19 protein-coding genes are annotated in these 25,081 nt (G+C 34.7%); 12 read left to right on the top strand and 7 right to left on the bottom strand.

Annotated features, from left to right (window positions below; translation table 11 throughout):
• The first annotated feature begins 9 nt into the window (after positions 1-9).
• Complete coding sequence (locus ACQY44_RS16460; protein WP_428231392.1) at positions 10-681, top strand: hypothetical protein; 672 nt, start codon at positions 10-12, stop codon at positions 679-681.
• A 110-nt stretch (positions 682-791) separates the two neighbouring features.
• Here ACQY44_RS16460 and purE read toward each other — a convergent pair whose 3' ends face one another.
• Positions 792-1,274: a 5-(carboxyamino)imidazole ribonucleotide mutase gene (purE, locus tag ACQY44_RS16455; RefSeq protein ID WP_041516353.1), complete on the bottom strand. Its 483-nt coding sequence runs from the start codon at positions 1,272-1,274 to the stop codon at positions 792-794.
• A gap of 89 nt (positions 1,275-1,363) precedes the next feature.
• The gene (locus tag ACQY44_RS16450; protein ID WP_428231391.1) at positions 1,364-2,518 is read right to left on the bottom strand and encodes a 5-(carboxyamino)imidazole ribonucleotide synthase; all 1,155 of its coding nucleotides are present in this window, start codon (positions 2,516-2,518) and stop codon (positions 1,364-1,366) included.
• 152 nt (positions 2,519-2,670) lie between these two features.
• Between ACQY44_RS16450 and ACQY44_RS16445 the strand changes: the two genes are divergently transcribed.
• The 4 genes from ACQY44_RS16445 to ACQY44_RS16430 all read left to right on the top strand — a co-directional run bounded on the left by ACQY44_RS16445 (position 2,671) and on the right by ACQY44_RS16430 (position 10,440).
• Positions 2,671-3,789: a helix-turn-helix domain-containing protein gene (locus ACQY44_RS16445; RefSeq protein WP_428231390.1), complete on the top strand. Its 1,119-nt coding sequence runs from the start codon at positions 2,671-2,673 to the stop codon at positions 3,787-3,789.
• A 17-nt stretch (positions 3,790-3,806) separates the two neighbouring features.
• Positions 3,807-4,868: a helix-turn-helix domain-containing protein gene (locus ACQY44_RS16440; RefSeq protein WP_428231389.1), complete on the top strand. Its 1,062-nt coding sequence runs from the start codon at positions 3,807-3,809 to the stop codon at positions 4,866-4,868.
• Between the two features lie 269 nt (positions 4,869-5,137).
• Positions 5,138-9,529: a gliding motility-associated C-terminal domain-containing protein gene (locus tag ACQY44_RS16435; protein ID WP_428231388.1), complete on the top strand. Its 4,392-nt coding sequence runs from the start codon at positions 5,138-5,140 to the stop codon at positions 9,527-9,529.
• A gap of 23 nt (positions 9,530-9,552) precedes the next feature.
• On the top strand, positions 9,553-10,440 hold the full coding sequence (locus ACQY44_RS16430) for a PorP/SprF family type IX secretion system membrane protein (RefSeq protein ID WP_428231387.1): 888 nt from the start codon (positions 9,553-9,555) through the stop codon (positions 10,438-10,440).
• Between the two features lie 91 nt (positions 10,441-10,531).
• Here the strand turns inward: ACQY44_RS16430 and ACQY44_RS16425 are convergent, their stop codons facing one another.
• From ACQY44_RS16425 to ACQY44_RS16415, 3 genes are all read right to left on the bottom strand, one after another.
• Positions 10,532-11,083 (bottom strand): hypothetical protein, encoded by a 552-nt coding sequence (locus tag ACQY44_RS16425; RefSeq protein WP_428231386.1) that lies wholly within the window; start codon positions 11,081-11,083, stop codon positions 10,532-10,534.
• 21 nt (positions 11,084-11,104) lie between these two features.
• The gene (locus ACQY44_RS16420; RefSeq protein ID WP_428231385.1) at positions 11,105-13,093 is read right to left on the bottom strand and encodes a TonB-dependent receptor; all 1,989 of its coding nucleotides are present in this window, start codon (positions 13,091-13,093) and stop codon (positions 11,105-11,107) included.
• A 343-nt stretch (positions 13,094-13,436) separates the two neighbouring features.
• Entirely contained in the window at positions 13,437-14,711 is a 1,275-nt protein-coding gene (locus ACQY44_RS16415) for a PQQ-dependent sugar dehydrogenase (RefSeq protein WP_428231384.1), read from the bottom strand.
• 183 nt (positions 14,712-14,894) lie between these two features.
• Between ACQY44_RS16415 and hpt the strand changes: the two genes are divergently transcribed.
• From hpt to obgE, 4 genes are all read left to right on the top strand, one after another.
• Positions 14,895-15,425 (top strand): hypoxanthine phosphoribosyltransferase, encoded by a 531-nt coding sequence (hpt, locus tag ACQY44_RS16410; protein ID WP_428231383.1) that lies wholly within the window; start codon positions 14,895-14,897, stop codon positions 15,423-15,425.
• 76 nt (positions 15,426-15,501) lie between these two features.
• Entirely contained in the window at positions 15,502-16,074 is a 573-nt protein-coding gene (locus ACQY44_RS16405) for an adenylate kinase (RefSeq protein WP_428231382.1), read from the top strand.
• A gap of 243 nt (positions 16,075-16,317) precedes the next feature.
• On the top strand, positions 16,318-17,592 hold the full coding sequence (locus ACQY44_RS16400) for a hemolysin family protein (RefSeq protein ID WP_428231381.1): 1,275 nt from the start codon (positions 16,318-16,320) through the stop codon (positions 17,590-17,592).
• A gap of 177 nt (positions 17,593-17,769) precedes the next feature.
• Positions 17,770-18,771 (top strand): GTPase ObgE, encoded by a 1,002-nt coding sequence (gene obgE / locus ACQY44_RS16395; RefSeq protein WP_072960539.1) that lies wholly within the window; start codon positions 17,770-17,772, stop codon positions 18,769-18,771.
• Positions 18,772-18,865: 94 nt separating this feature from the next.
• Here obgE and ACQY44_RS16390 read toward each other — a convergent pair whose 3' ends face one another.
• Positions 18,866-19,396, bottom strand: a complete 531-nt coding sequence (locus tag ACQY44_RS16390; RefSeq protein ID WP_428231380.1) for an outer membrane beta-barrel protein — start codon at positions 19,394-19,396, stop codon at positions 18,866-18,868.
• Positions 19,397-19,710: 314 nt separating this feature from the next.
• On the opposite strand from ACQY44_RS16390, the gene ACQY44_RS16385 reads away from it, so the two are divergent.
• From ACQY44_RS16385 to ACQY44_RS16375, 3 genes are all read left to right on the top strand, one after another.
• Entirely contained in the window at positions 19,711-21,855 is a 2,145-nt protein-coding gene (locus tag ACQY44_RS16385; RefSeq protein WP_428231379.1) for a S46 family peptidase, read from the top strand.
• Between the two features lie 342 nt (positions 21,856-22,197).
• Complete coding sequence (locus ACQY44_RS16380) at positions 22,198-22,884, top strand: tetratricopeptide repeat protein (RefSeq protein WP_428231378.1); 687 nt, start codon at positions 22,198-22,200, stop codon at positions 22,882-22,884.
• A gap of 63 nt (positions 22,885-22,947) precedes the next feature.
• Positions 22,948-24,303, top strand: a complete 1,356-nt coding sequence (locus ACQY44_RS16375) for a UDP-N-acetylmuramate--L-alanine ligase (protein ID WP_428231377.1) — start codon at positions 22,948-22,950, stop codon at positions 24,301-24,303.
• Between the two features lie 77 nt (positions 24,304-24,380).
• On the opposite strand, the gene ACQY44_RS16370 is transcribed toward ACQY44_RS16375, so the two are convergent.
• A complete protein-coding gene (locus ACQY44_RS16370; protein WP_428231376.1) occupies positions 24,381-25,007 on the bottom strand; it encodes a DUF1287 domain-containing protein in 627 nt (208 codons plus the stop codon).
• Positions 25,008-25,081 lie beyond the last annotated feature (74 nt).

Genomic DNA, 25,081 nt, shown 5'->3' with positions numbered 1-25,081 from the left:
AAAAATAAAATGATGAATTATCAAATTGTAATAAAGAATATAGATACGGTTAATGAAGTAGAAGGATATTGGTCTGATGAAGATTTTGTTCAGCTATTAGAAAAATTCAACTATCCGGATGGTGCAACAGCAGACAAAGCGAGTTTGCCGGAATTGTTAGAAATGGCAATTTCTGATTACGAACCTAATGAAGCAGCCGAAATAGTCTTGCACTATAAATTCAGTGATCGATTAAGCGAAGGACAAATTGAGCAAATAGCACACAACATGTTAATTGATAAGGTTTGTGAGGAATATCCAGAAATAGACATGCAGGGAACTTTGTTTCATATTAATCAGCTACTTTTTAAAGCATACAACGGAAAATTCCCGAATGCAAAAGCGTCCGTTGTTCATTTTTCAATGACACCAGCAGATGGTGAAGTAAAAAGACTAACAGCCGAAAATGTGCTGAAATTATTGAATAATGGCTTATCTGACAGAAACCTTATCAAAAGATTGTTTGAAAATCAAATCTCTCAAAACATTCCATTTCCTGAAGCCGAAGCTATTGTTTGGGAATTGACAACACAAGATAATGTAAATTATAATCTCGTTACTTCAGAAAACTGGATAAATAAAGAAGATATTACAGAATATGAATTCGAAGCTGTTCTGGAAGATATTGAAGAGGAAGCATAATTTTAAAAAAAACTATAAAGTAGAAAGGCTTCCGTAACAGGAAGCCTTTGTTTTTTAGTATTCTATTCAGTTGCAGTTTTATACGGAAAACTGCGACTAAAAACTGAAAACTATTTCAATCCTTCAGCTGCTTTATTAACAGCCGCTTTCAATTCTTCTTTGTAAGCAATAATCGTATCCAAAACTTTTTTGTCGTGGCTCCCGATAATTTGTGCTGCTAAGATACCGGCATTTTTAGCGCCGTTCAACGCTACAGTGGCAACAGGAACTCCGCCCGGCATTTGAAGAATCGATAAAACTGAATCCCAACCATCGATTGAATTACTTGATTTTACCGGAACTCCAATTACAGGAAGTGGCGACATTGAAGCGACCATTCCAGGTAAATGTGCAGCTCCTCCGGCTCCGGCAATAATTACCGAAATGCCACGGGTATGCGCATTTTTACTGAAATCGAATAATTTTTCCGGTGTTCTGTGTGCAGAAACGATATCAACTTCAGTTTCGATATTAAATTGTTTTAGTATGTCGATGGCATCCTGCATGACCGGCATGTCTGAGATACTTCCCATTATAATGGCTACTTTGCTCATGTGTGTTTTTGTTTTGTTTGTTTCAGGTTTTGAAAACAGTTTGTTTTGTTTCAAGTTTCAGGTTTCAAATTGTGGACTGCGACTGAAACTTATATACTAATTACTTTAATAGTGTTCTTAACATCCTCAGCAATTCGTCTTGCTTCGTTCATATTCTCGTTAACAATCGTAACGTGACCCATTTTTCTGAACGGACGTGTTTGTTTTTTACCGTAAATGTGTGGTGTAACGCCATTCCAACCTAAAATAGTTTCGATATTTTCGTAAACTACATCTCCGGAGAAACCTTCGGCACCGACTAAATTTACCATAACTCCGGCAACTTTACTATCAGTATTTCCTAACGGAAGATCAAGAATAGCGCGTAAATGATTTTCGAATTGTGAGGTATAACTGGCTTCGATAGAATAATGACCTGAATTGTGTGGGCGGGGAGCTACTTCGTTTACCAAAATTTCATCTTCGTGGGTTTGAAACATTTCAACTGCCAAAAGACCAACATGGTTGAATTTCTCCGAAACATTCAAAGCAATTGCTCTGGCTTTTTCGGCCACTTTTTCGTCAATTCTGGCAGGACAAATTACATATTCTACCTGATTGGCTTCCGGATGAAACTCCATTTCGACAACCGGATACGTTTTAATTTCTCCTGACGGATTTCTTACTACGATAACGGCCAATTCATTTTTGAAAGGCACCATTGTTTCAGCAATACATTCTACATTGGGTAAATCATCCATGTCTGAAATCTGACGAATTACTTTTACGCCATTGCCATCGTAACCAAACTCTGTACATTTCCACACAAACGGAATCGTGATTTCATTATTTCCAACAGATTTTTGAAGTTGTAAGGGGCTTTCAAATCTTAAATAAGCCGCTGTTGGAATTTTACTTTCAATATAAAAATCTTTCTGAACGCCTTTATTCTGAATTCCTTTTAGGGTTTTTGGAGAAGGATATACTTTTAGACCTTCTTTTTCCAACTGCGTTAAAGCTTCAAGATTGACCAACTCAATTTCGAAAGTTAGAACGTCGACTTGTTTCCCAAAATTATAAACCGTTTCATAATCCATCAAATCGCCTTTGAAGAATTTATTACAGGCAATTTTACTCGGAGCTTCATCGCTCGGATCTAAAACATAAGTTTGTATGTCAAATTTTCGAGTGTCAGACAACAGCATTTTTCCTAATTGTCCGCCACCTAATATTCCTAACTTAAAATCAGAAGAAAAATAATTCATTGTTGTGGTGTTTTTGCAAAGATACTTTATAAAATAGAAATGCCAATTTATTGTGTATTGAATTCCTGTTTTTTCATATTAATAGTACAAAAAAAAAGGATCGCCTTAAATGTTAAAATTTTTTAAAATATCTCGTTTCAAAATTTTGTTTTGTGGATTTGAATTCCGTACGTTTGACCCGATTTTTAACCGCTGTAGATTTAATAAAGTACATGACCACAAACGATTGGGCAATTCACATTCAAAAGTTTCTTTTTCTCTTAAAAGATGATTTTTTCGAATTACCGTACTTGTCTAATTCTCCTCAGGTGATGTTAGACAGCCTTATCAAAATTCCTATAATCAAACATAATGCTGTAAAGCAGGTTATTTCGTCAGACAATACTTTTTGGAAAGGAAAAATGCGTTACCGCAAAATAGAGGAAGGATTCTGGATTTTGGAAACTAATATTGCACTTAAAGAAAATGTCCTTGCAAAAGCGACTTATACAAAAGATCACCTCAAAGAGTATTATATTTTATCGTTTTCAGTTTTCGAATATAAATTTCCTTTTAAAGATTCTGATCCCATTACTTTATTGAGTACTTGCTGGACTTTTTATAAGCCTGATACCGAGGTTGCTACTTACTTTTATAAAGGAACCGAAGGTAAGTTTTTCAATATTGCCATGAATAAGGAATGGGTAGATCAAAATATTAAATCAGGTAAGTTTTGTGGGAAAGGTGTGCTGGAAAGCTTTTTTAATACTCAAAAAGGATTTTATACCTGGTTGGATATTGCTCCAAAGGCTCATGTTTTATCAAAAAAAATATCAAAAATATTAGAAGCTGAAGATAAAATACACCTAAATACACCAGAATTGCGCAAGTCGTGTATGAAGTTAATTACGGAGTTTTTTAAACATTCTTTTGAGGATAGTCGTATACCGGATAATGTTTCGTTAAGTAATTTAGATTACTTTAATGTGGCTAAAGCAGAGAAAATGATTCTGCATAATTTGCAAGCTGCTTTTCTGGGAATCGATACTATTGCGGCTGAGGTAAATACTTCTCCAACAAAATTAAAAGCCAATTTTAAAATTGTATTTGGATTCTCTATGCTGCAATATCATAAAGAAAAAAATATGCTTCTTGCCCAACAATTACTGCAGAACTCTGAAGTCGAAATTCAGATGATTGCAGCCATTACAGGCTATGAAAGTGCCAGTAAATTTGCGGCGGCATTTAAGAAACGATTTGGCGAGTTACCATCTGTTTTGAGAGAAAATTAAAATTTGAATATCATTTTATGAATGTTGGAAAGTGGATTAAATTTATAAAGGAGAATATCAACTTTTATAGAGATGGTTTTTTCGAATTACCGTATTTGTCTAATTCTCCTCAGGTTATTGTTCAAAGCATTATAAATTCTCCATCAGTCAAACATATTGTAGAAGAGCAGGCAGTTTACAGAAACAATCCTTTTTCGAAAGGAGTAATGCGTTATCGCGAAATCGAAGAGGGTTTCTGGATCATTGCGACAAATATTACTTTTAAGAAAAACGTGATGTTAAAAGCTATTTATGATGAAGATTTTCCAATTGACTATTATACGCTTACCTTTTCGGTTTTTGAAAGTGAGGTAAAACTACAAAATACATTTGCCGATAAAACGCCTTTCTCAAGCAAATACTGGGGATTTAAAAGACCGGGGACAGAAGTTGGTGCATATTTTTATAAAGGTTCTGTTTGCGAATTTTATTTATATGGATTTAGCAAAGAATGGGCAGAACACAATTTTTCTTTTAAGACATTACCGGAAGAAAATCAGATCAAAAAGTTTCTGAATTCAGATAAAGGCTTTATTACCTATCAGGATATTGTGCCTAATGCTGCAGAATTATCCAGAGAAATTTTGATTAATTTAGAAAAGAATAATCATGACTTATTGAGTAAGGCGATTTTAAAAACGCAGACCTTTCAATTGATTTCTACTTTTTTTAAAAATGCTTATATAGATCAGCGCATTGGTAATTATACTCCAACAGAAACTCCGGAGTATAGAAAAATTGCGAAGGCTGAAAAATTACTTTTGGATACGATTACCAATCCTTTTTTAGGAGTAGAATATATTGCCGAAAAAGTAGGCATGTCTCCAACAAAACTCAAGCTGACTTTTAAATCTGTTCATGGCGTTTCGATGGGACAGTATCATAAAGAAAAGAAATTATTGCTCGCCATGCAGATGATTCAGAATACCGATATGCAAATAAAAAACATTGCTTTGGCAACCGGTTATAAAAGTTCCAGCAAGTTTACGGCTAACTTTAAAAAACGTTTTGGAAAAATGCCGTCAGAAATTCGATTATAATCAGTGTAAAATTCTTTCTTTTCAGTGATTTGATTCTTCTTTTTGTTATTTTTTTTTATGATTTTGTTAACACCGTATTTATACGTGTTTTTATTTTTAACTCATTGTTTTTTAGGTTTTTAATTGTGTTGTTTTGCAAGTTATAAGCATTCTGTTTTGTATGGTAAATTGTGCTGGTCGTTTCGGGCTATTGATGTGTCCGAATGGGCTATTCGAGGGTTTTATTTCAGTCTATTTTTGCGCTTGAAATAAATCTAAACCTAACCAGTATGAAATTAAAATTACTCTTTTTAGTGAGTATCGTATTTCTTTTTATCAATATGATACATGCTCAAAATCCCCCTACTGCAATAGCAAAAAACATTACTGTAAAGCTCGATGCTTCCGGAAATGTGACAGTGAATGCTCAGGATGTGGATAATGGTTCTACAGATAACACAGGAATCGCCAGTTACATGCTGACGACCGCTACTGTTGGAACACGTTGTATTACAGCAAATGAGAACAGTACGCTGTTGGCTGCTGCAGCAACAGGATCAATTTTTAAGACGGTAGATTTTGCAATTTATGGTACATCAGCCAAAAGTTGTGCAGATGCTTCTTATCCTTCTTGTTATTCAAATGTTCAATCTTTTGTTTCGTCTTATTTCTTGAATAACAATTCAGCCAGTATTTTTATAAGTAATGCTAATATGGGGGGCGATCCTTGTCCGAATGTAGGTAAGATACTTTCTATAAGCGCTTCATACGAACCTTCACCGGCATCTTTGAAACCTTCTTTCACTTTTAGCTGTGCAAATATTGGCGACAATACAGTTACTCTTGTTGTTACTGATACAGATGGAAATAAAAGTTATGCAACAGCGACAATTAAGGTTATAGATGATACTGCGCCGGTAATAACGTGTCCGGCTAATATTGTGACAAATAGTGATCCCGGAATTTGCACTGCAAATGTTGTAATTCCTAAGGCAGGTAATTTGAAACCTAAAATATTACTTATTGCTGCTGAGAATGTAAGTTGGGTAGCCGAAGTACAAAATAAATTAATTGCAACTGGAGCTTTTGACTCGGTTGATTTTTTTAATGCAGCTTCAGGTACGCCCGGTACGACGCTTTTGGCTAACTATAAAGCCGCATTAGTTTGGACTGATAATGTTTTAAATAACGCAACACTTTTAGGAAATAATTTAGCAACTTATGTAGATAATGGCGGAGGAGTTGTGTCAATGGTATTTGAACTTAGTGGCTTAGGAGTGTCAGGTGCTTTTAATACAGATGCATACCGTTGTCTTATTGCAGGGGGGCAGTTGAATGGTAGATCGCAATCATTAGGGACCGTTTACAACTCAATGCATCCAATTATGAATGGAGTGTTAAGTTTTAATGGGGGAACTTCAGGTTATAGAAGCAGTTCCAGAACATTGGCAACAGGAGCGGTTAAGATTGCAGACTGGGCAGATGGGACACCACTTGTAATTATTAAAGAAAATGTTGGATTATCAAAGGTTCGCAGGGCAGATTTAAATTTTTTCCCTCCTTCATCAACTTCACGATCTGATTTTTGGACTGCTACTACAGATGGAACTATTCTGATGAAAAACGCACTTCTTTGGGTGGTTGGTAGTGCAAATTCAATAGCTTCGGATAATTGTTCAAATGGAATTACAGTTACCAATAATATTACCGGAACGAATGACGCCTCGGGAGTGTATCCTGTAGGAATTACTGAAGTAATTTGGAAAGCAACTGATGCTTCCGGAAACTCAGTTCAATGTACACAAACAGTAGAAGTAAAAGACAATCAAATTCCCGTTGTTACTTCAAACGGAGATCAAAATGTAAATGTTGATGCAAATACTTGTGGTGCAACTGTAACCGTTTCAGCATCTGCAACAGACAATTGTAGCGTTGGAAATCCAACAGGCGTGCGAAGTGATGCCAAATTACTTACAGATGTTTATCCGGTGGGAACAACAACAATCAAATGGAATGTAAAAGATGTTAACGGGAATGATGCAGTTGAATTAATCCAAGCCGTAACGGTAACAGATAATGAAATTCCGGTAATTGTTTCAAACGGAGATCAAAATGTAAATACAGATTCAGGTATTTGCGGTGCATTGGTTTCAGTTTCGGCAACAGCTACTGATAATTGTGCAGTTGTTACTCCAACAGGAGTAAGAAGTGATTCAAAATTGCTTACAGATTTTTATCCTGTAGGAAGTACAACAATTACATGGAATGTAAGTGATGATAACGGAAATGCGGCCGCTGTAGTAATTCAAACGGTAATGGTAACAGATAATGAGTTGCCAACGGTAATTGTAAAAGATTTTACAGCCCAGCTTGATGCAACAGGAAATGCTACGATTTTAACTTCTGATGTTGACAACGGTTCATCTGATAATTGTGGCATTGATAAAATTGAATTAGATAAAACTTCATTTACTTGTGCTAATATTGGAGCAAATACAGTTACTTTAACAGTTACAGATGTAAACGGGAATGTTTCTTCTCAAACTGCCATTGTAACAATCGAAGATAAAATTGCTGCTACTGTTTTGACAAAAGATATCACGGTTCAGCTTGATGCAACAGGAAACGCCTCAATTGTAACTTCTGATATTGATAATGGATCGACAGATGCTTGCGGAATTGCAACTTTAGTCGTTTCTCCAAATGCATTTACGTGTGCTAATCTTGGAGACAATACAGTTACTTTAACAGCTACAGATACAAACGGTAATATTTCTTCTCAAACTGCCATTGTAACAATCGAAGATAAAATTGCTGCTACTGTTTTGACAAAAGATATCACAGTTCAGCTTGATGCAACAGGAAACGTCTCAGTTGTAACTTCTGATATTGATAATGGATCGACAGATGCTTGTGGAATTGCAACTTTAGTCGTTTCTCCAAATGCATTTACGTGTGCTAATCTTGGAGACAATACAGTAACTTTAACAGCTACAGATGCAAACGGAAACATTTCTTCTCAAACTGCCATTGTAACAATCGAAGATAAAATTGCTGCTACTGTTTTAACAAAAGATATCACAGTTCAGCTTGATGCAACAGGAAACGCCTCAATTGTAACTTCTGATATTGATAATGGATCGACAGATGCTTGTGGAATTGCAATTTTAGTCGTTTCTCCAAATGCATTTACGTGTGCTAATCTTGGAGACAATACAGTTACTTTAACAGCTACAGATGTAAACGGGAATATTTCTTCTCAAACTGCCATTGTAAAAATCGAAGATAAAATTGCACCAACTGTTTTGACAAAAGATATCACAGTTCAACTTGATGCTTCTGGTGTAGTAACAATTCAGGCTGCAGATGTTGATAATGGATCAACTGATATTTGTGGAGCCCCAACTTTGGTTGTATCTCCAAGTACATTTACTTGTGCAAACATTGGAAACAATACAGTGACACTTACGGCTACGGATGCGAGCGGAAATACTTCGTCGAAAACTGCAATAGTAAAAGTGGAAAACAAAATTTTACCAAACGTAGTAACAAAAAATATTACGATTCAATTGAATGCATCAGGAAACGCATCGCTTGTAGCTACAGATATTAATAACGGATCAACTTATGCTTGCGGAACTCCAACTTTAATCGTTTCACCAAATACATTTACATGTGCGAATATTGGAGCTAATATTGTTACGTTGACTGCAACAGATGCATACGGAAACGTTTCGTCTAAAACTGCAACAGTAATTATAGAAGATAAGATTGCGCCAATTGTACTGGCAAAAAACATTACAGTTCAGCTTGATGCAACCGGAAGTGTAACAATAATTCCTGCACAAGTAGACAATGGATCAACAGATATTTGTAACGCGCCAATATTGTCTCTTTCTAAAAGTACATTTACTTGTAATAATGTAGGAGCTAATACAATTACACTTACTGCTATTGATGCAAGCGGAAATAAATCTTCTGCAACAGCAATTTTAACTGTTCAGGATAATATTCTTCCAATTGCAAAAACTCAGGACTTAACTGTAGAACTTGATGATGTCGGAAATGTTTCTATAACACCAAATCAAATCAATAACGGAAGTTCTGACAATTGTGGTATTGCTACAATAACACTTGATAAACTTTCTTTTAATTGTACCAATGTTGGAGTGAATACGGTTATTCTGACTGTAAAAGACAAAGCTGGAAATACAGCTACGGCTACTGCAAAAGTTACGATTGTAAATAAAGCTGGAGATAATGATAATGACGGAATTTTAGACAATTGTGACGATGATGACGACAATGACGGAGTTAAAGATTCGTTTGACAACTGTCCAATTACAGCAAATCCGTATCAGGAAGATCGTAACAACAATGGTATAGGCGATGCTTGTGATAAAGATCAAATGAATATTTCTCAGGCATTTACTCCAAACGGAGATGGTATCAATGATACATGGGTTATTTCGAATATCGAAAATCATCCTAATTCAGTTGTACGTGTTTTCAATCGTTGGGGAACAGAAGTATTCACAGCAAGAAATTACCAAAATGATTGGGACGGACATTACAAAGGAAATTCAAGCTCTTTACCAGAATCAAGTTCCTATTACTATCAGATTGATTTAGATGGTAACGGAACAGTTGACAAAGAAGGTTGGATCTACATTAACAGGTAATTGTAAAAAATAAAATTTTAGAAATGAAAATAATTAAAAATATATTGGCGGGAGCATTACTACTTTTTAGTAGTATGCTTTTTGCCCAACAAGAAAGTCTTTTTACAACGTATCGCTACCATATGAATGTTGTGAATCCAGCCTATGCAGGTGTTGACGGAGAAACTGTTTTAGCAAGCACCATTCGTCAGCAATGGACAGGGATTAAAGACGCACCGCAAACACAAGCAGTTTCTTTCGGAACATCAGTTGGCAGTAATTTAGGGTTAGGTGTTTCTATGGTGTATGATAAAACATTTATCGAAAAACAAACCCAATTAGGAATTGATTTCTCTTATAAAATTCAGGTAGGTGCTCTTACTGATTTGTATCTGGGAGTAAAAGCAGGAGGTAATTTCTACAACGTGAATACTTCAGGGCTTGAAACCTATTCGCCTCAATCAGATCCGGCTTTAGTGACTATCAATCAATTTAATCCAAACGTAGGTGTTGGAGCTTTATTAAAGAATGATAAATTTTTCGTATCCCTTTCTGTCCCAAGAATGTTAAATACGGAACGTGCCAAAAATAAAGAGGGATACACTTCTGTTGCAACAGACAGAGCACATATTTATTTGAGCAGTGGTTATGATTATACTTTTAATACTGCTACAGAGTTAGTGTTAAAACCATCCTTTATGATGCGATATGTTAATGGTTCACCACTTTCGGTAGATGTTAATTTAATGCTTCAAATCGAGAAATTTCTGGAAATTGGAGGGAGCTATAGATTCGATGATGCTTATGCGGCAATTGCAGGTTTGACAATTAGTGATCATTTAACACTTGGATATGCATACGAAACCAATATTGGTAAAATAGTAGCAAGTGCTAAAAATTCAAATGAGTTTTTCCTTCGCTTTAAATTTTAACAGAGGTACAATAATCGAAACGTTTTTTTATTTTTTTGAGTAGTAAAAGAGGACATCTGTAGGTAGATGTCCTTTTTTTATGCATTAAAAACTATTCTATTTTCTTTAAAACTTCTCTTGCTACCGCTTTATAGGCAGCAGAGTGATCCCCATAATCTTTATTGAGGATAATTTGAAGTTCCGGATGAATCCAGTCATAATGATTTCCTAAGATATATAATGTTCTGATTGAATAGGCTTTAGTAGCCACTTTTACATCGTTGATTAGCCAGTCAAAAGAAGCTTCGATGCAATCTTGCAGGTTTTGTTCAGAAAGAAAAATGACATTTTCATTCTTTTTATAATGTGATTTCACCAACAACTGCACCACCTTTGCAATTGGCCTAATGGAACTTTCGTCTTTTAAAACTTTCAAATGAGAACAAAAGAAATCAAGATAAGGTTGCAGCCATATCAATTCTTCATAAGACACAAATTCTAAAATCCAGCAGGCTTTGTGATTGTTTTTATCTAATGGAGAAAAACAAATTTGAATCAATTCATGAAATAAAGACTGATTTTCAAGAACATATTGTGCTGCCATCAGGCGATTTTCCCTGTACGCTTTTACATAATCCAGTTTTGTTTGTAATTCAGATGACATTTTTCGGGTTTTAATACACCTCTAAAATAAGTAATTTAATGAAATTGATCCGTAATAATTTACAGGAAGGCCGGGATAATAATATCGGGGAGTTGAATTCCCTACAGCAACTGCATTGGGTAAAATCATAGAGGCATATTTTTCATCTGTTAAGTTATTAATGCCAAAAGCGAAATTGGTATTTAAATTGTGTAGTATTTCAAATCGATAACCTGTTTTTAGATTAATGATAGTATAAGAATCGGAATAAGCTGAATTGGCATCGTTCAACGGAATTTTATCTGTAAACTGAAAATCAGCAGAAAGGTAAATGCCTAAATTCGTGTTTAAAATAATCCCGGCGTTTACTTTATTGGCAGCAACCCCCGTTAATTTATTTCCCGAATAATCATTTCCGTTATCGACAAAATCTTTAAATTCATATTTTCCTATAGAAGCAGCAATAAAAGAATTCAACGTCAAAAAACGATTTATTGGCCAATTGTGTTTTGTCAGAATTTCAATTCCTTCATGAAAAGTTTTGCCGGCATTTATACCTTCGTACTGATCATCGCCGATTCGTTTGGCTACCAATAAATCTTTTATTTCCATTCGGTAAAGGGCAAATTCCGTGTAAAGGTTTTTATTGAAGAAATAGAATTTTCCCCCCGCTTCAAAATTATAACCACTTTCAGGTTTTATATCGGGATTGATGTTTCCCGTACTGGTAAGTGTTTCTTCGGTGGCAGGTAATGAAAATCCGCGACTTGCCGAAAAGTATAAAGTGCGTTCCTGATTAGGTTTAAATAAAAAAGACAGTTGTGGCGAAAAGATTCCGTCATAACTGTATTTTTCAGTTGAGGTTTTATTCGGGAGAAAATTCGTAAGCTCAAAATGGGTTTCGTTATAATTCAGTCCCGCCTGAATTTCGAATTGATCCGAAAGTAAAGTTCTGATTTGTGAAAAGATATTGTAAAAATGCCTTTTTTGATCGGTTTCAGTTAGTTGATTTCCTTGCAAACTGCCTTGTCCGTTGTTGTTTTTATATAAATTTTCAAAAGTATTACCGTTATAATTATCCGTAAAATATTCAATCCCGGCAATAAATTGATTTTCTGTTTTTCCTGTTTTAAAATTTCCTGAAAATTGGGTTCTCCCTCCGGTCCCAAAAGTATATTGGCGTAAAATGTCAAAAGGACGGGGTTCGTTACTATCCTTATAATTAATAAAAACCGAAGTTGAATTATTCAGATGATTATTAATTTTAAAATCATAAGCCAATCCGCCCAGAGTCGATTTGTATTCTTTATATCCTTTTGAAGCTACCCAGGTGGGAGCGCCCAGTTTCGGATTACTGTCAAATACTTCCTTACTAATAGAACTCGGAATATACGCTTTTAGATACGTATAATTTGAAAAGTAAGTAAGCTTGCTGTTTTTCTTTTTGAATAGTTCTCCGGCAAGGGTGATTCCTTCCCGATTATAAGAACTGTTTTCTCGCCATCCATCAGTCTTAAGATTATGATAGTTGATATTCAGACTAGAACTTTTCTCATTTAGACTATAATTCAAACTATTTTTAAGTAATCCAAACGAACCAAAAATACTGCTTACATTTGCATTTTCTCCATTTGTTTTTAGAAGTTGAGGTGAAATCAAAATCGCACCGCCCAAACCCGCACCATAAATACTAGAGAGCGGACCTTTAATCACTTCAATTTGCCCGATATTTTCCAGATCAATATCATCAATCACCGTTTCGCTGTTTCCTGAAGTCAGCGGAATACTACCATAAAAAGCCCTGATTTTATTAGTTCCGTAAGGAGTTCGTGCGCCAATACCACGAATCGAAATTCGGGTTGTTGTAAAATTGGATGATTGCATGAATACACCGGGAATCGTATTGATTACGGTACTAATATCTGTGGCGTTATTTTGCAGAAGGTCTTTTTTAGATAAAATCCCAATAGAAGCAGGGGTGTTTTGTAATCGGTTATTAATATGGAGCGGACTAATAACTACTTCGTCCAATTTTTGGGTTTTTACAGAATCAATAGTTTTGCTTTCTCTTTTTTGTGCCTTGATGCTTTGGAAACATATAAACACAAAAAAAAGGAAACAATATTTTTTTAAAATCATAAAAGAGTTTGTTGAGCAGTTTTACGCTTAATTATTAAAAATATGGAAAAGTGAAAAAAATTAATCGCAAAGTTCGATAAGATTTATATCCTAATGTTAACTTTAAAAAATAGAAAGTTCGCAAAGCTAGTTCTATACAAAGCTTTGCGAACTTTGTATTTATAAAAACTATAGAAAAAACTTAGCGAACTTTGCGGTTAAATTAGTTATGGTCCTAAGAAACCTAATGTGGAATTTATTTATTAGCAGTTACCTTCCAAATTGTATTCCCGCTATCATCATTAACCAAAAGCGATCCGTCTTGCATAACCGTTACCGCAACCGGGCGACCAAAAACTTCAGCTTTATCAGCATTAGAAATAAAACCAGTTAAAAAGTCTTCTGGTTTGCCGGAAGGTTTTCCGTTTGCAAAAGGAACAAAAACAACTTTGTAACCTGATATTTTAGCACGGTTCCATGATCCGTGTTGTCCTACGAAAGCTCCATTTTTATATTTTGCAGGAAAAGCTGTTTTGTTATAAAATGCCAATCCTAAAGAAGCCGTGTGAGCACCAACCGGAACATCAGGAACAATTGCTTTTTCGGCAAGATCTTTACGTTCGCCTTTCATTCTCGGATCGAGGTTATTTCCGTAATATGAGTATGGCCAACCATAAAAACCGTCTCTTTTTACACTGGTAATGTAATCCGGAACAAGGTCATCGCCCAATTCATCACGTTCGTTAACCGCTGTCCAGAGTTCTTTGTTGGCAGGGTTCCAGTCCATTCCAACAGGATTTCTAAGACCGGCAGCATAAATTTTTTCACCTGTTCCGTCAGGATTAATTTCTAAGATATCCGCACGACGAACTTCTTTATCCATTCCGTTTTCGCCAACATTACTCCCGGAACCCACTGAAACATAGATTTTTGTTCCATCAGGATTGGCAATTATATTTCTCGTCCAGTGATTGTTGTACCCTCCCGCAGGAAGTTCAAGAATTTTGGTTCCCTGAGTTTCTAATTTAAGAGGGGTATTTTTATAAGGATATCGGTATAGTCCGTCAGTATTCGCCACATAAAAAAAGTCTTTAAGCACCAGCATTCCAAAAGGCCTGTTGAGGTCTTTTAAGAAAACCTCACGTGTTTCAAATTTTCCGTCTTTATCTTTATCACGAAGAATGATAATCTGATTTTTACTCGTTCTTGTTCCGCTTTCCACCACAAAAATGTCATTATTTGGAGCAATATAAGTCCAACGTGGATTTTCGAAACCATCTGCAAATTTTGTAACTGTAAAACCTGCAGGTGCTACTGGTGTTTTGCCTTCAGGCCATTTTATCACTTTGCTGTTGTTGGTTTTAGATTCGGTGGCATACGGCGGTGGTAAGGTAATATCGCCAATAGCAGTTTTTACTATAATGTTGGGTTGTTTGGCGAGAGCCTCTTTCTCTTCTTTTTTTACTTGTCCATTACAGGCTGTCAGTATGGCTAATAAAGATATTGAAAATATTTGCGAAGTAGTTTTCATTGGTGTTTGGGTTAAATGTTTATAGAACAACAATTTAGTAAAATAAAAAATACTTGCAAGAAAATATTTGTAAATATTAAGTGATATTTAACATTCTTAAAAAAATATGTGTCCTGCCTATTTTGATACTTACAGTTTGGTTGTAATTCTGTATCTTTGCCCATTATTTTAAACATAAAAATAATGATACAACTTCACGATAAACAATTTGTTCCGTTTATTTCGGCCAAAGAAATTGATTTTGCTTTGACCAAATTAGTAGCACAAGTAGAGGATGATTTTGGAGATGATACTCCAATTTTTATTGGTGTTTTAAATGGTGCATTCATGGTCGTTGCTGATTTTCTTAAAAAGTACAAAAGTCCCTGCGAGGTTTCATTTATCAAAATGGCATCTTACGAAGGAACTGAAAGTACTAATACAGTAAAAGAATTAATTGGTATCAATCAGGATTTGACAGGCAGAACCGTGATTATCATCGAGGATATTATCGATACCGGAAACACAATCGAAGAATTAAAACACATATTTAAAGAGCTAAACGTAAAGCATTTTAAAATTGCTACATTGTTTTTTAAACCGGATGCTTATAAAAAAGACATTAAAATAGATTATATCGGAATCAGAATTCCAAATAAATTCATTGTTGGTTACGGATTAGATTACGATGGTTTAGGACGAAATTTAGCCGAAGTATATAAATTGGCAGAATAATTATAAACACACACACAACTATATATTCATTTAAAACTTCTTATAAAAAACAGAAGTAACAACACTCACTCATATTATGATTAACATTGTTTTATTTGGAAAGCCAGGGGCAGGAAAAGGGACTCAGGCAGAATTTTTAAAAGAAAAATACAAATTAACACATCTTTCAACAGGAGATATTTTTCGTTTTAATTTAAAAAATGATACAGATTTAGGTAAAAAAGCAAGAGTTTTTATGGACAATGGAGAATTGGTTCCTTGCGAAGTTACTACTGCAATGTTAATAGACGAGGTAAATAAACATCCGGATACTCAAGGTTTTTTGTTTGATGGTTATCCAAGAACTTTGGACCAGGCAGAAGCTTTGGATAAATTTTTACCAACAATTGGGTCAAGTGTTACTGCTACAATCGCATTAGAAGCTGATGATGAAATTCTTATAGCGCGTTTGTTAGAAAGAGGGAAAACAAGTGGAAGAGTTGATGATCAGGACGAAGAAAAAATTCGTGTCAGATATCAGGAGTACAACGAGAAAACCGCTCCATTAATTGGATATTATAAAGAACAAAATAAGTTTCACGCCGTAAACGGTATCGGAACTATCGAAGAAATTACAGAACGATTAACGTCAGTTATAGATAATTTGTAGAAGCTTTTTCCAGCTGTACGTTACCTTCCGATAGCTATCGGGACCCGAGTAAAAAAACTATTTTTCTATACTATAAAACGAGCTTATCCCTATGCTTGGGAATCGATTGTTTTCTGGCAGGAAAAATTAGTTTTTTTAGCTCCGGGCTTTTTTCTTTTCCCGATAATAGCTATCGGGATGAGCTAAAAACATTTAGATTACAAATTACATTAACTAACTAGTAAATAACGAATCACCCTCAAATTGGAAATACTAATAATATTTTTTCTAATACTATTAAACGGAGTTTTCTCTATGTCTGAAATTGCACTTATTTCAGCAAGAAAAAATAGACTTGAAACTGCCGCAAAAAAAGGAAATAAAAGTGCCAAAATTGCGCTCGATTTAGCCAATTCGCCAAATAAATTTTTGTCTACAGTACAAATCGGAATTACCTTAATCGGGATTTTAACCGGTATTTATAGTGGTGATAAAATCACAATTGATGTAGAATCATTTGTTAACGGATTTGCAATTTTCAGACCTTACGCACATTCAGTTGCCGTAGGGATTGTTGTGGTAGTTTTAACATTTTTCTCATTAGTTTTAGGAGAATTATTGCCAAAACGAATCGGATTAAACTATCCCGAATCGATTGCAAAAATGGTAGCATTGCCAATGAAGATTATTTCGATCATTACAGCGCCGTTTATTTGGCTGCTTACCACTTCGACTGATTTTTTATTGAATATTTTGCAAATAAAACCTTCTGCCGACGGTAAAGTAACAGAGGAAGAAATTAAAGCCATCATCAAGGAAGGAACAGAAGGTGGAGAAGTTCAGGAAATCGAGCAAGATATTGTAGAGCGTGTTTTTCATATTGGCGACCGAAAAGTAAATTCTTTAATGACACACCGTAAATCGGTAGACATGTTGCCTTTAAATGCCGATAAAGCAAAAATAAAGGAATTGGTTTTAATGGATTTACATACCATTTATCCAGTTTACAGGGATAATTACGACGATATTGTTGGAATTGTAACCTTAAAAAACATATTTGCCAATATCGAAAGCGATCATTTTGATTTAAGCGCAATTATGGTAGATGCTCCCTATTTAATGGAGCAGACAACCGCTTACAAAGCACTTGAGAATTTCAAAAAAACAGGAATTCACTATGCTTTGGTTTCTGATGAATATGGTGTTTTTCAGGGTATCATTACTTTGAATGATATTCTGGAAGCTTTGGTTGGAGATGCATCTGATTTTTATAAGGATGAATTTCAATTAATAGAAAGAGAAGATGGTTCATGGTTGGTTGACGGACACTATTCATTACACGATTTCCTAACTTATTTTGAGTTGGACGAATTGACAAATGACTATGAAGTAAATACTGTAAGCGGAATGATTATGACCGAGCTTTCTCATATTCCTAAGGAAGGCGAAAAATTAATATGGCAAAAATTTGTGTTAGAAGTCATCGATATGGATGGCGTAAAGATTGATAAAGTGCTGGTAAAAGCACTTAAAGAGTAAAGAGAATAAATAGTTTTCAGTCACAGTATTCAGTCGCAGTTTGCGCTGAAAACGAGGCTGAGACTGAGAATAAAAATTTGTTTCAGGTTTATTTTGTTTCAGGTTTCAGGTTATGTGTATCACGCCAACTTGAAACCTGAAACTTTAGACTTTAAACTATACATAAACAAAAAGAAAATGACAGAAGGAAATTTTGTAGATTATGTTAAGATATATGTTTCTTCCGGAAAGGGAGGAAAAGGATCTACACATTTACATAGGGAGAAATTTATCGAAAAAGGAGGCCCGGACGGAGGTGATGGTGGTCGTGGAGGACACGTATATTTAGTAGGGAATAAAGGTCTTTGGACATTGTTTCATTTAAAATTTGCCCGTCATATTAAAGCCGGTCACGGTGGAGATGGAGGAGGAGATCGTAGTACAGGTGCTGATGGAGATGATAAATTTATTGAAGTTCCTTTAGGGACTGTCGTAAAAGATAAAGAAACCGGCGAAACTTTATTCGAAATTACTGAGGACGGTGAAAAACAAATTCTTTCAAGAGGAGGAAAAGGAGGATTAGGAAACTGGCATTTTAGAAGTTCAACCAATCAAACACCAAGATATGCACAACCAGGTTTACCGGGAGTAGAAATGGATGTTATCCTGGAATTAAAAGTTTTGGCAGACGTTGGCTTAGTAGGTTTTCCTAATGCTGGAAAATCAACTTTATTATCGGTATTGACTTCTGCAAAACCAAAAATTGCTGATTATCCTTTTACAACTTTAAAACCAAACTTAGGAATTGTGGCATATAGAGATTTTCAGTCTTTTGTAATTGCTGATATTCCCGGGATTATTGAAGGTGCTGCCGAAGGAAAAGGTTTAGGACATTATTTCCTGCGTCATATTGAGCGTAACTCAACATTGTTGTTCTTGGTTCCTGTTGATACGCCGGACATCAAAGGGGAGTATGATATTTTGGTTAACGAGTTGACCAAATACAATCCTGAAATGTTAGACAAAGAACGTCTTTTAGTAATCTCAAAATGCGATATGCTTGATGATGAACTTAAAGCTGAACTTAAAGTTGAACTGGATGTTGCTTTCAAAGATATTCCATATATGTTTATTTCTTCAGTGGCCCAACAAGGGTTAACAGATCTGAAGGATAAACTTTGGAAAATGTTAAACGAGTAAACATTATGTTTTAAAAATAGAAAACCCGACAATTTTGTGATTGTCGGGTTTTTGTTTTTTAACGAAAAAAACAAATTATTTCGATTAATTTAAATTACAATTCGAAATTTTTGGAAATTCCAATTTTAAAAGTTTTTCCAAAATCAAATCCTATGCGTTCCTGTCTCAGATCATTATGGCCATCGATGTTGTCATAATTCAGTCCACCAATAGAGAAATTTAAGGCAAGGCCTCTTTTTATATTGATAGATAAATTAGGCGTAAAACTGGCATACATACCCTTTGCGTCATTGATAGAGTTGGTTTGATACCCTACTCCTAAATCAGCATAAAATGCAAATAATTCAGTAATTGAAGTTGTATAACGTAAAAAGCCTCCAATTTTATATTTTTCACTTTTTTCTAATCCGTCAGTATCTACATTCTGGATTGATCCTTCTACACCGGCTCCCCAGTTGTCAGCAAACTGGTATCCAACTCTTGGTGCAAATTCAAAATCATTCGATTTGGAATCCCCAATTTTTTCTGATGTAAAGCCTACATTTCCTCCTAAAAAGACAGAACCTTTTTGAGCGTTTGAAACAGTTGCTATAAATAAGGCAACTACTAATAATAATTTTTTCATTTTGTATTGATTAAGTAAAATTTTTACAAATCTATACAAATTGAAATAGTAGGAAATAATTTATAAGTTAATTTTATTAAAGGAAGTTAATTATTACAAAATAAGCAATTGATTAAATTTTTTATTTAAGTTTTGTTTTAATTTTCATAATTTAAATGACTATTTTATCATAATATAATCTTAATTTTCTATTTGTGAAATTTGCGAAATTCGTAAAACAAAGGTAGAATGTATTTGATATGTTCTGATTTTGATGTTTTGGCATATTTTTTTTGCGAAAATGCTCTATATTCGCAGAACTTAAACAAATTAACATGAAAAAAATAGTTTTATTCTTAACCATGTGCTTAATGGCTCTTCCGGTGAAAGCTGATGAAGGAATGTGGTTTTTGATGTTTATCGAAAGATTGAACCATAGAGATATGGAAAAAATGGGCTTACAATTGACAGCCGAAGAAATTTACAGCATTAATCATCATAGTTTAAAAGATGCGATTGTGCAATTCAACGGAGGTTGTACTGCTGAAATCGTTTCTAAAGACGGATTGGTTTTAACCAATCACCACTGTGGATATAATGCCATTGCGGAACTTTCTACAGCAGAACAAAATTATCTAAAAGACGGTTTTTGGGCAAAGCAAAGAAGTGCTGAAATGAAACCAAAATCGTTATACGTTCGTTTCTTCGTTCGTATGGATGATGTTTCTAAAAGAATTTTATCAAAAGTAAACGACCAAATGTCGGAAACTGAAAGAAACAAAATCATTCAGCAAGAAATCAATTTGATTGAAAAAGAAAATAACGAAGGCGGAAAATATACGGTTTCTGTTCGTCCTTTCTTTCAGGGAAATGAGTATTACTATTTCGTTTACCAGGATTATACAGATGTTCGTTTAGTAGGAACACCTCCTGAAAGTGTAGGTAAATTTGGTGGAGATACAGACAACTGGGAGTGGCCTCGTCAAACAGGAGATTTCTCTATGTTCAGAGTGTATGCTGACAAAGACGGAAATCCTGCAGAATATTCGAAAAATAATGTGCCTTTACAACCTAAACATTACTTACCTGTAAGTATTAAAGGAGTAAAAGAAAATGATTTTGCGATGATTTTAGGATATCCGGGAAGAACAAACCGTTGGATGCCAGCTGGCGGAATTGAGCAAAACATCAAATTCGCATATCCTGCATGGGTTGAAGGGGCAAAAACAGGTATGGATGTAATGAAAAAGTATATGGACAAAGATGCAACAGTTCGTTTGCAATATGCCTCTAAATATGCTTCGACTGCCAACTACTGGAAAAACCGTCAGGGAATGATCGATGCTTTAACTAAAGCAGGAACTGTAGATACTAAAACGGCGCAAGAAGATAAATTCTACGAGTGGGCAACTAAACCGGCTAATAAAGAAAAGTACGAAAATGTAATTCCTACTATCAATGATTATTACAGATCTACGAATTTAAAAGCTACTCATGATAATTATTTGACACAACTTTTGCGTACATCAAGTTATGCAACGGGACCTTCAAATTTAGGAAATGCTTTGATTGCTTACTATAATGAAAATGACGCTAAGAAAGCAGAAATGTTGCCTAAGATCAATACAATGATCGATAACATTTATGGCGAGTTTTATGCGCCGCTAGAAAAAGAGATATTCGCTGCACAATTGAATTTATATACTTCAAAAGGTGCTGAATACGGTTTAGGTACTCAAGTAGCTAAAATGAAAGCAGAGAACAATGGTGACTTTACGGCTGACGTTGCAAAAGCAACTGAAATAAGTTACTTTACAACTAAAGAAAAAGTATTGGCATTTATGGCTAATCCAAAACCATTAGCGATTGTACACGATCCGTTGTATATTATTTCAAATGATTTAATGACAAAATACCGTGCTAAAACGGATGATCAGGCTAAAGCTGACGATGGTTTTGCAACTGCTTTCCGCGAATTGGTTGAGGGTCTAAGAGAGTCAAAATTAAATACGATTCAATACCCTGATGCCAACTCTACTTTGAGATTGACTTACGGAAAAGTTCGCGCTTTACCTGCAGACCCACGTAACGATGCTAAAATTAATAACTATACTACTATGGAAAGTATGGTAAAAAAATACAAAGCAGGAGATCAGGAATTTGATTTACCAAAACGTTTATTAGAATTAAACAAAGCAAAAGATTTTGGACAATATGCTGATAAAGCAGGATATATGCCGGTAAACTTCCTGACAGATAATGATATTACAGGAGGAAATTCAGGTTCACCGGTTCTTAACGGAAAAGGAGAATTAATCGGAATCGCTTTTGATGGTAACATCGAAGCTATGGCTGGGGATGTTATTTTTGATCCTAAATTGCAAAGAACCATTAATGTAGATATTCGTTATGTACTTTGGATCATCGACAAATATGCAGGAGCTAAGAATATTATTGATGAATTGACGATTGTAAAATAATTGATTTATCATTAAGCAGACCTAACAGGTTTTAAAAAACTGTTAGGTAATTTTTTTTGAAATTGGTTTTATCGATTTTAAAAAATTAAACCCGACAGGTTATTAAAACCTGCCGGGTTTTTTTATGATTTTTTTTTTGGTAGATAATTTACAGTAATTTTGGAATTTTACAAACACTTGTTCATTAACCTTTACACTGATTCCCTTTGTATGGCTTGTGAATTCGCTGCTGTTGTGTACTCGCATTTAAAGTTTCGGAAACTGATAAAATAAATTGGATAGAAATTATTAATTTATATCTAAAAGGAAATGTTACGTTTTATATTTCCTTATTTTTGAAACATGAAAAAACTCCTTTTCTTCTTTTTATTGATGCCCATTTTATTATGGTCACAATCGAATTTTGAAAAAGCGGAAAAATTATTTCATGCCAAAAAATATGACGAGGCACAAGTTCTATTCGAAGGAGTTTTAAAGAATAAACCTTCGGATATTAAGACAATTGAATTTCTGGGAGAGATAGCCGCCATTCATAAATCGTGGGTAAAAGGTGCCGAATATTTCAAGAAGCTGAAAGAATTAAAACCAACAGAAGCTGAATATTTTTATAAATATGGAGGCTGTTTGGCAATGAGGGCAATGGAAGTGAACAAGCTCAAAGCTTTTACGATGGTTGATGGAATGAAAGAGGCATTTGAAAGAGCAATTATTTTAAATCCAAAACATGTTCAGGCCAGATGGGCTCTGATAGAAATTTATTTACTGCTACCGGGAATTTTAGGAGGAAGCGAATCAAAAGCACTTGGGTATTCGAATGAACTAGCACAATTTTCGCCAGTAGACGGTTATTTGTCAAAAGGCAGAATCGACGAATATTTTAAAAGATATACAGCAGCCGAAAAAAATTATATGAAGGCTAATGAAATTGGTAAATCAAAAGTCACATTTCAAAAATTATATAATTTATATTTGAATAAATTAAAAGACCCTAAAAAAGCCAGGGAATTGAAACAAAAGTTTGAGCTTTGATAAAGCTCAAAATGGAATTCCACTTAAAGATTGGAATTTGGAATTTTAAAAAATTGGAATTTAATGAAAACACATTTCATCGCAATAGGCGGGAGCGCTATGCACAATTTAGCATTAGCATTACATAACAAAGGATATAAGGTTACAGGTAGCGATGATGCTATTTTTGAGCCATCAAAATCCAGATTAGAAAAAAAAGGAATTTTGCCTGTTGAATTGGGTTGGTTTCCTGAAAAAATAACTGCCGATATTGATGCTATAATCTTAGGAATGCATGCTAAAGCTGATAATCCTGAATTGTTGAAAGCGCAGGAATTGGGTTTGAAAATTTACTCTTATCCGGAATTTTTATATGAACAATCTAAAAACAAGACCAGAGTTGTAATCGGGGGGTCTCACGGGAAAACTACGATTACTTCTATGATTTTGCATGTTATGCATTATCATAATATCGAAGTTGATTATATGGTAGGCGCACAATTAGAAGGTTTTGATACCATGGTGCATCTTACGGAAGAAAATGATTTTGTGGTTCTGGAAGGGGATGAGTATTTATCATCTCCAATAGACAGACGTCCCAAATTTCATTTGTATCAGCCCAACATTGCTTTAATTTCAGGAATTGCCTGGGATCATATTAATGTATTCCCAACTTATGAGAACTACGTAGAGCAATTCGAAATTTTTATTGCAAAAATCACCAATGGAGGAATCTTAGTTTATAATGAAGAAGATCCAGAAGTAAAACGTGTTGCAGAAGCCGCTACAAACCCAATTCGTAAATTGGCCTATTCTACTCCAAATTATAGTGTAAATGATGGAGTGACCTTGTTAGAAACTCCTGAAGGCGATATGCCAATTGAGGTTTTTGGTGCGCATAATTTAAATAATTTAGCAGGAGCTAAATGGATTTGCCAAAACATGGGCGTAGATGAAGCAGATTTCTATGAAGCAATTGCCAGCTTTAAAGGTGCCTCTAAAAGATTAGAGAAAATTGCAGAAGGAAAGGGAAAAGTCGCTTACAAAGATTTTGCCCATTCACCAAGTAAAGTGGCTGCAACGACAAAAGCCGTAAAAGAACAATACCCAAACAGAACTTTAGTAGCTTGCTTAGAGCTGCACACCTATAGTAGTCTAAATGCTGAGTTCCTGAAAGAATATGAAGGAGCCTTAGAATATGCAGATGTTGCTGTAGTGTTTTATTCCCCGGATGCGGTAAAAATTAAACAGCTGGAAGAAGTTACATACGATCAGATAGCAACAGCTTTTAATCGTAAAGATCTAATTATTTATACCAATCCAACGGAATTTAGGGAATATTTATTCAATTTAAACCTTGATAATTCAGCTCTGTTATTAATGAGTTCAGGAAATTACGGAGGCTTAAACTTTGATGAAGTAAAAAGGTTGATTAACTAGTCCATTAGATAATTTGAAAATAAGATAATGTGCCAATTGCAGTTTTGCAGTTGGCATATTTTTTTGGAATTTATGTTTTATTTCCAGTACTTATAATGTCCTACAATTTTATATTCAAACAAACAGTCTTCCAGAACTTGTCCATGGCCAACATTGTGAACAATTAGGTTTCGTTTCCCGTCTCTTGACTTCTTGTTTGTCACAATTCCAATATGCGGAAGTTTATTGTTAATCATCCAGGTCACAATTTCTCCCGTTTTATACTCTTTTGGATCTTGTGTTACTGCAAGCTTTTCTCCTTTTCTTTCAAAGAAAACCTCCAGGTTAGTAACTCTTCTGTGATCAATATTAGTGTCGGTTTTGGTCATTCCCCATTTTTTTAAATTATGATATTCTGAAAAATGCGCGATCATATCTTCATGAACTTCTTTTTGTAAATCGATACCCAGTTTTCGATAGGAACGTATAACAACATCTGTACAAACTCCTTTGTTCTCAGGGATGTCTCCGTTAGGGTATTTAATCGAAAAATAAGCAGGATCATAATCAATCGAAGGGTCAATTATAGTTATTGCTGCATTAGATAGTTTCCCTGCAAAATTATTTGCTATTGCAGGAGCTTTTTTAGCTATGGATCTGTTTTTTTCTTTCTGATTACAAGAAATGAATAAAAAGATGATGGTTAAGGTGTATATATGTTGCATCCTTATTATGATAGGAGTTTGTTTAGTAGCTATTTGTTTTTAAAAGTAATTAATTTGAAAATAGAAAGTGCTTT

It is taken from the genome of Flavobacterium sp. (assembly GCF_965277525.1).
Lineage (GTDB): Bacteria > Bacteroidota > Bacteroidia > Flavobacteriales > Flavobacteriaceae > Flavobacterium.
Note: the sequence above shows the minus strand (reverse complement) of the source record. Positions and strands in the feature narration are given on the sequence as shown.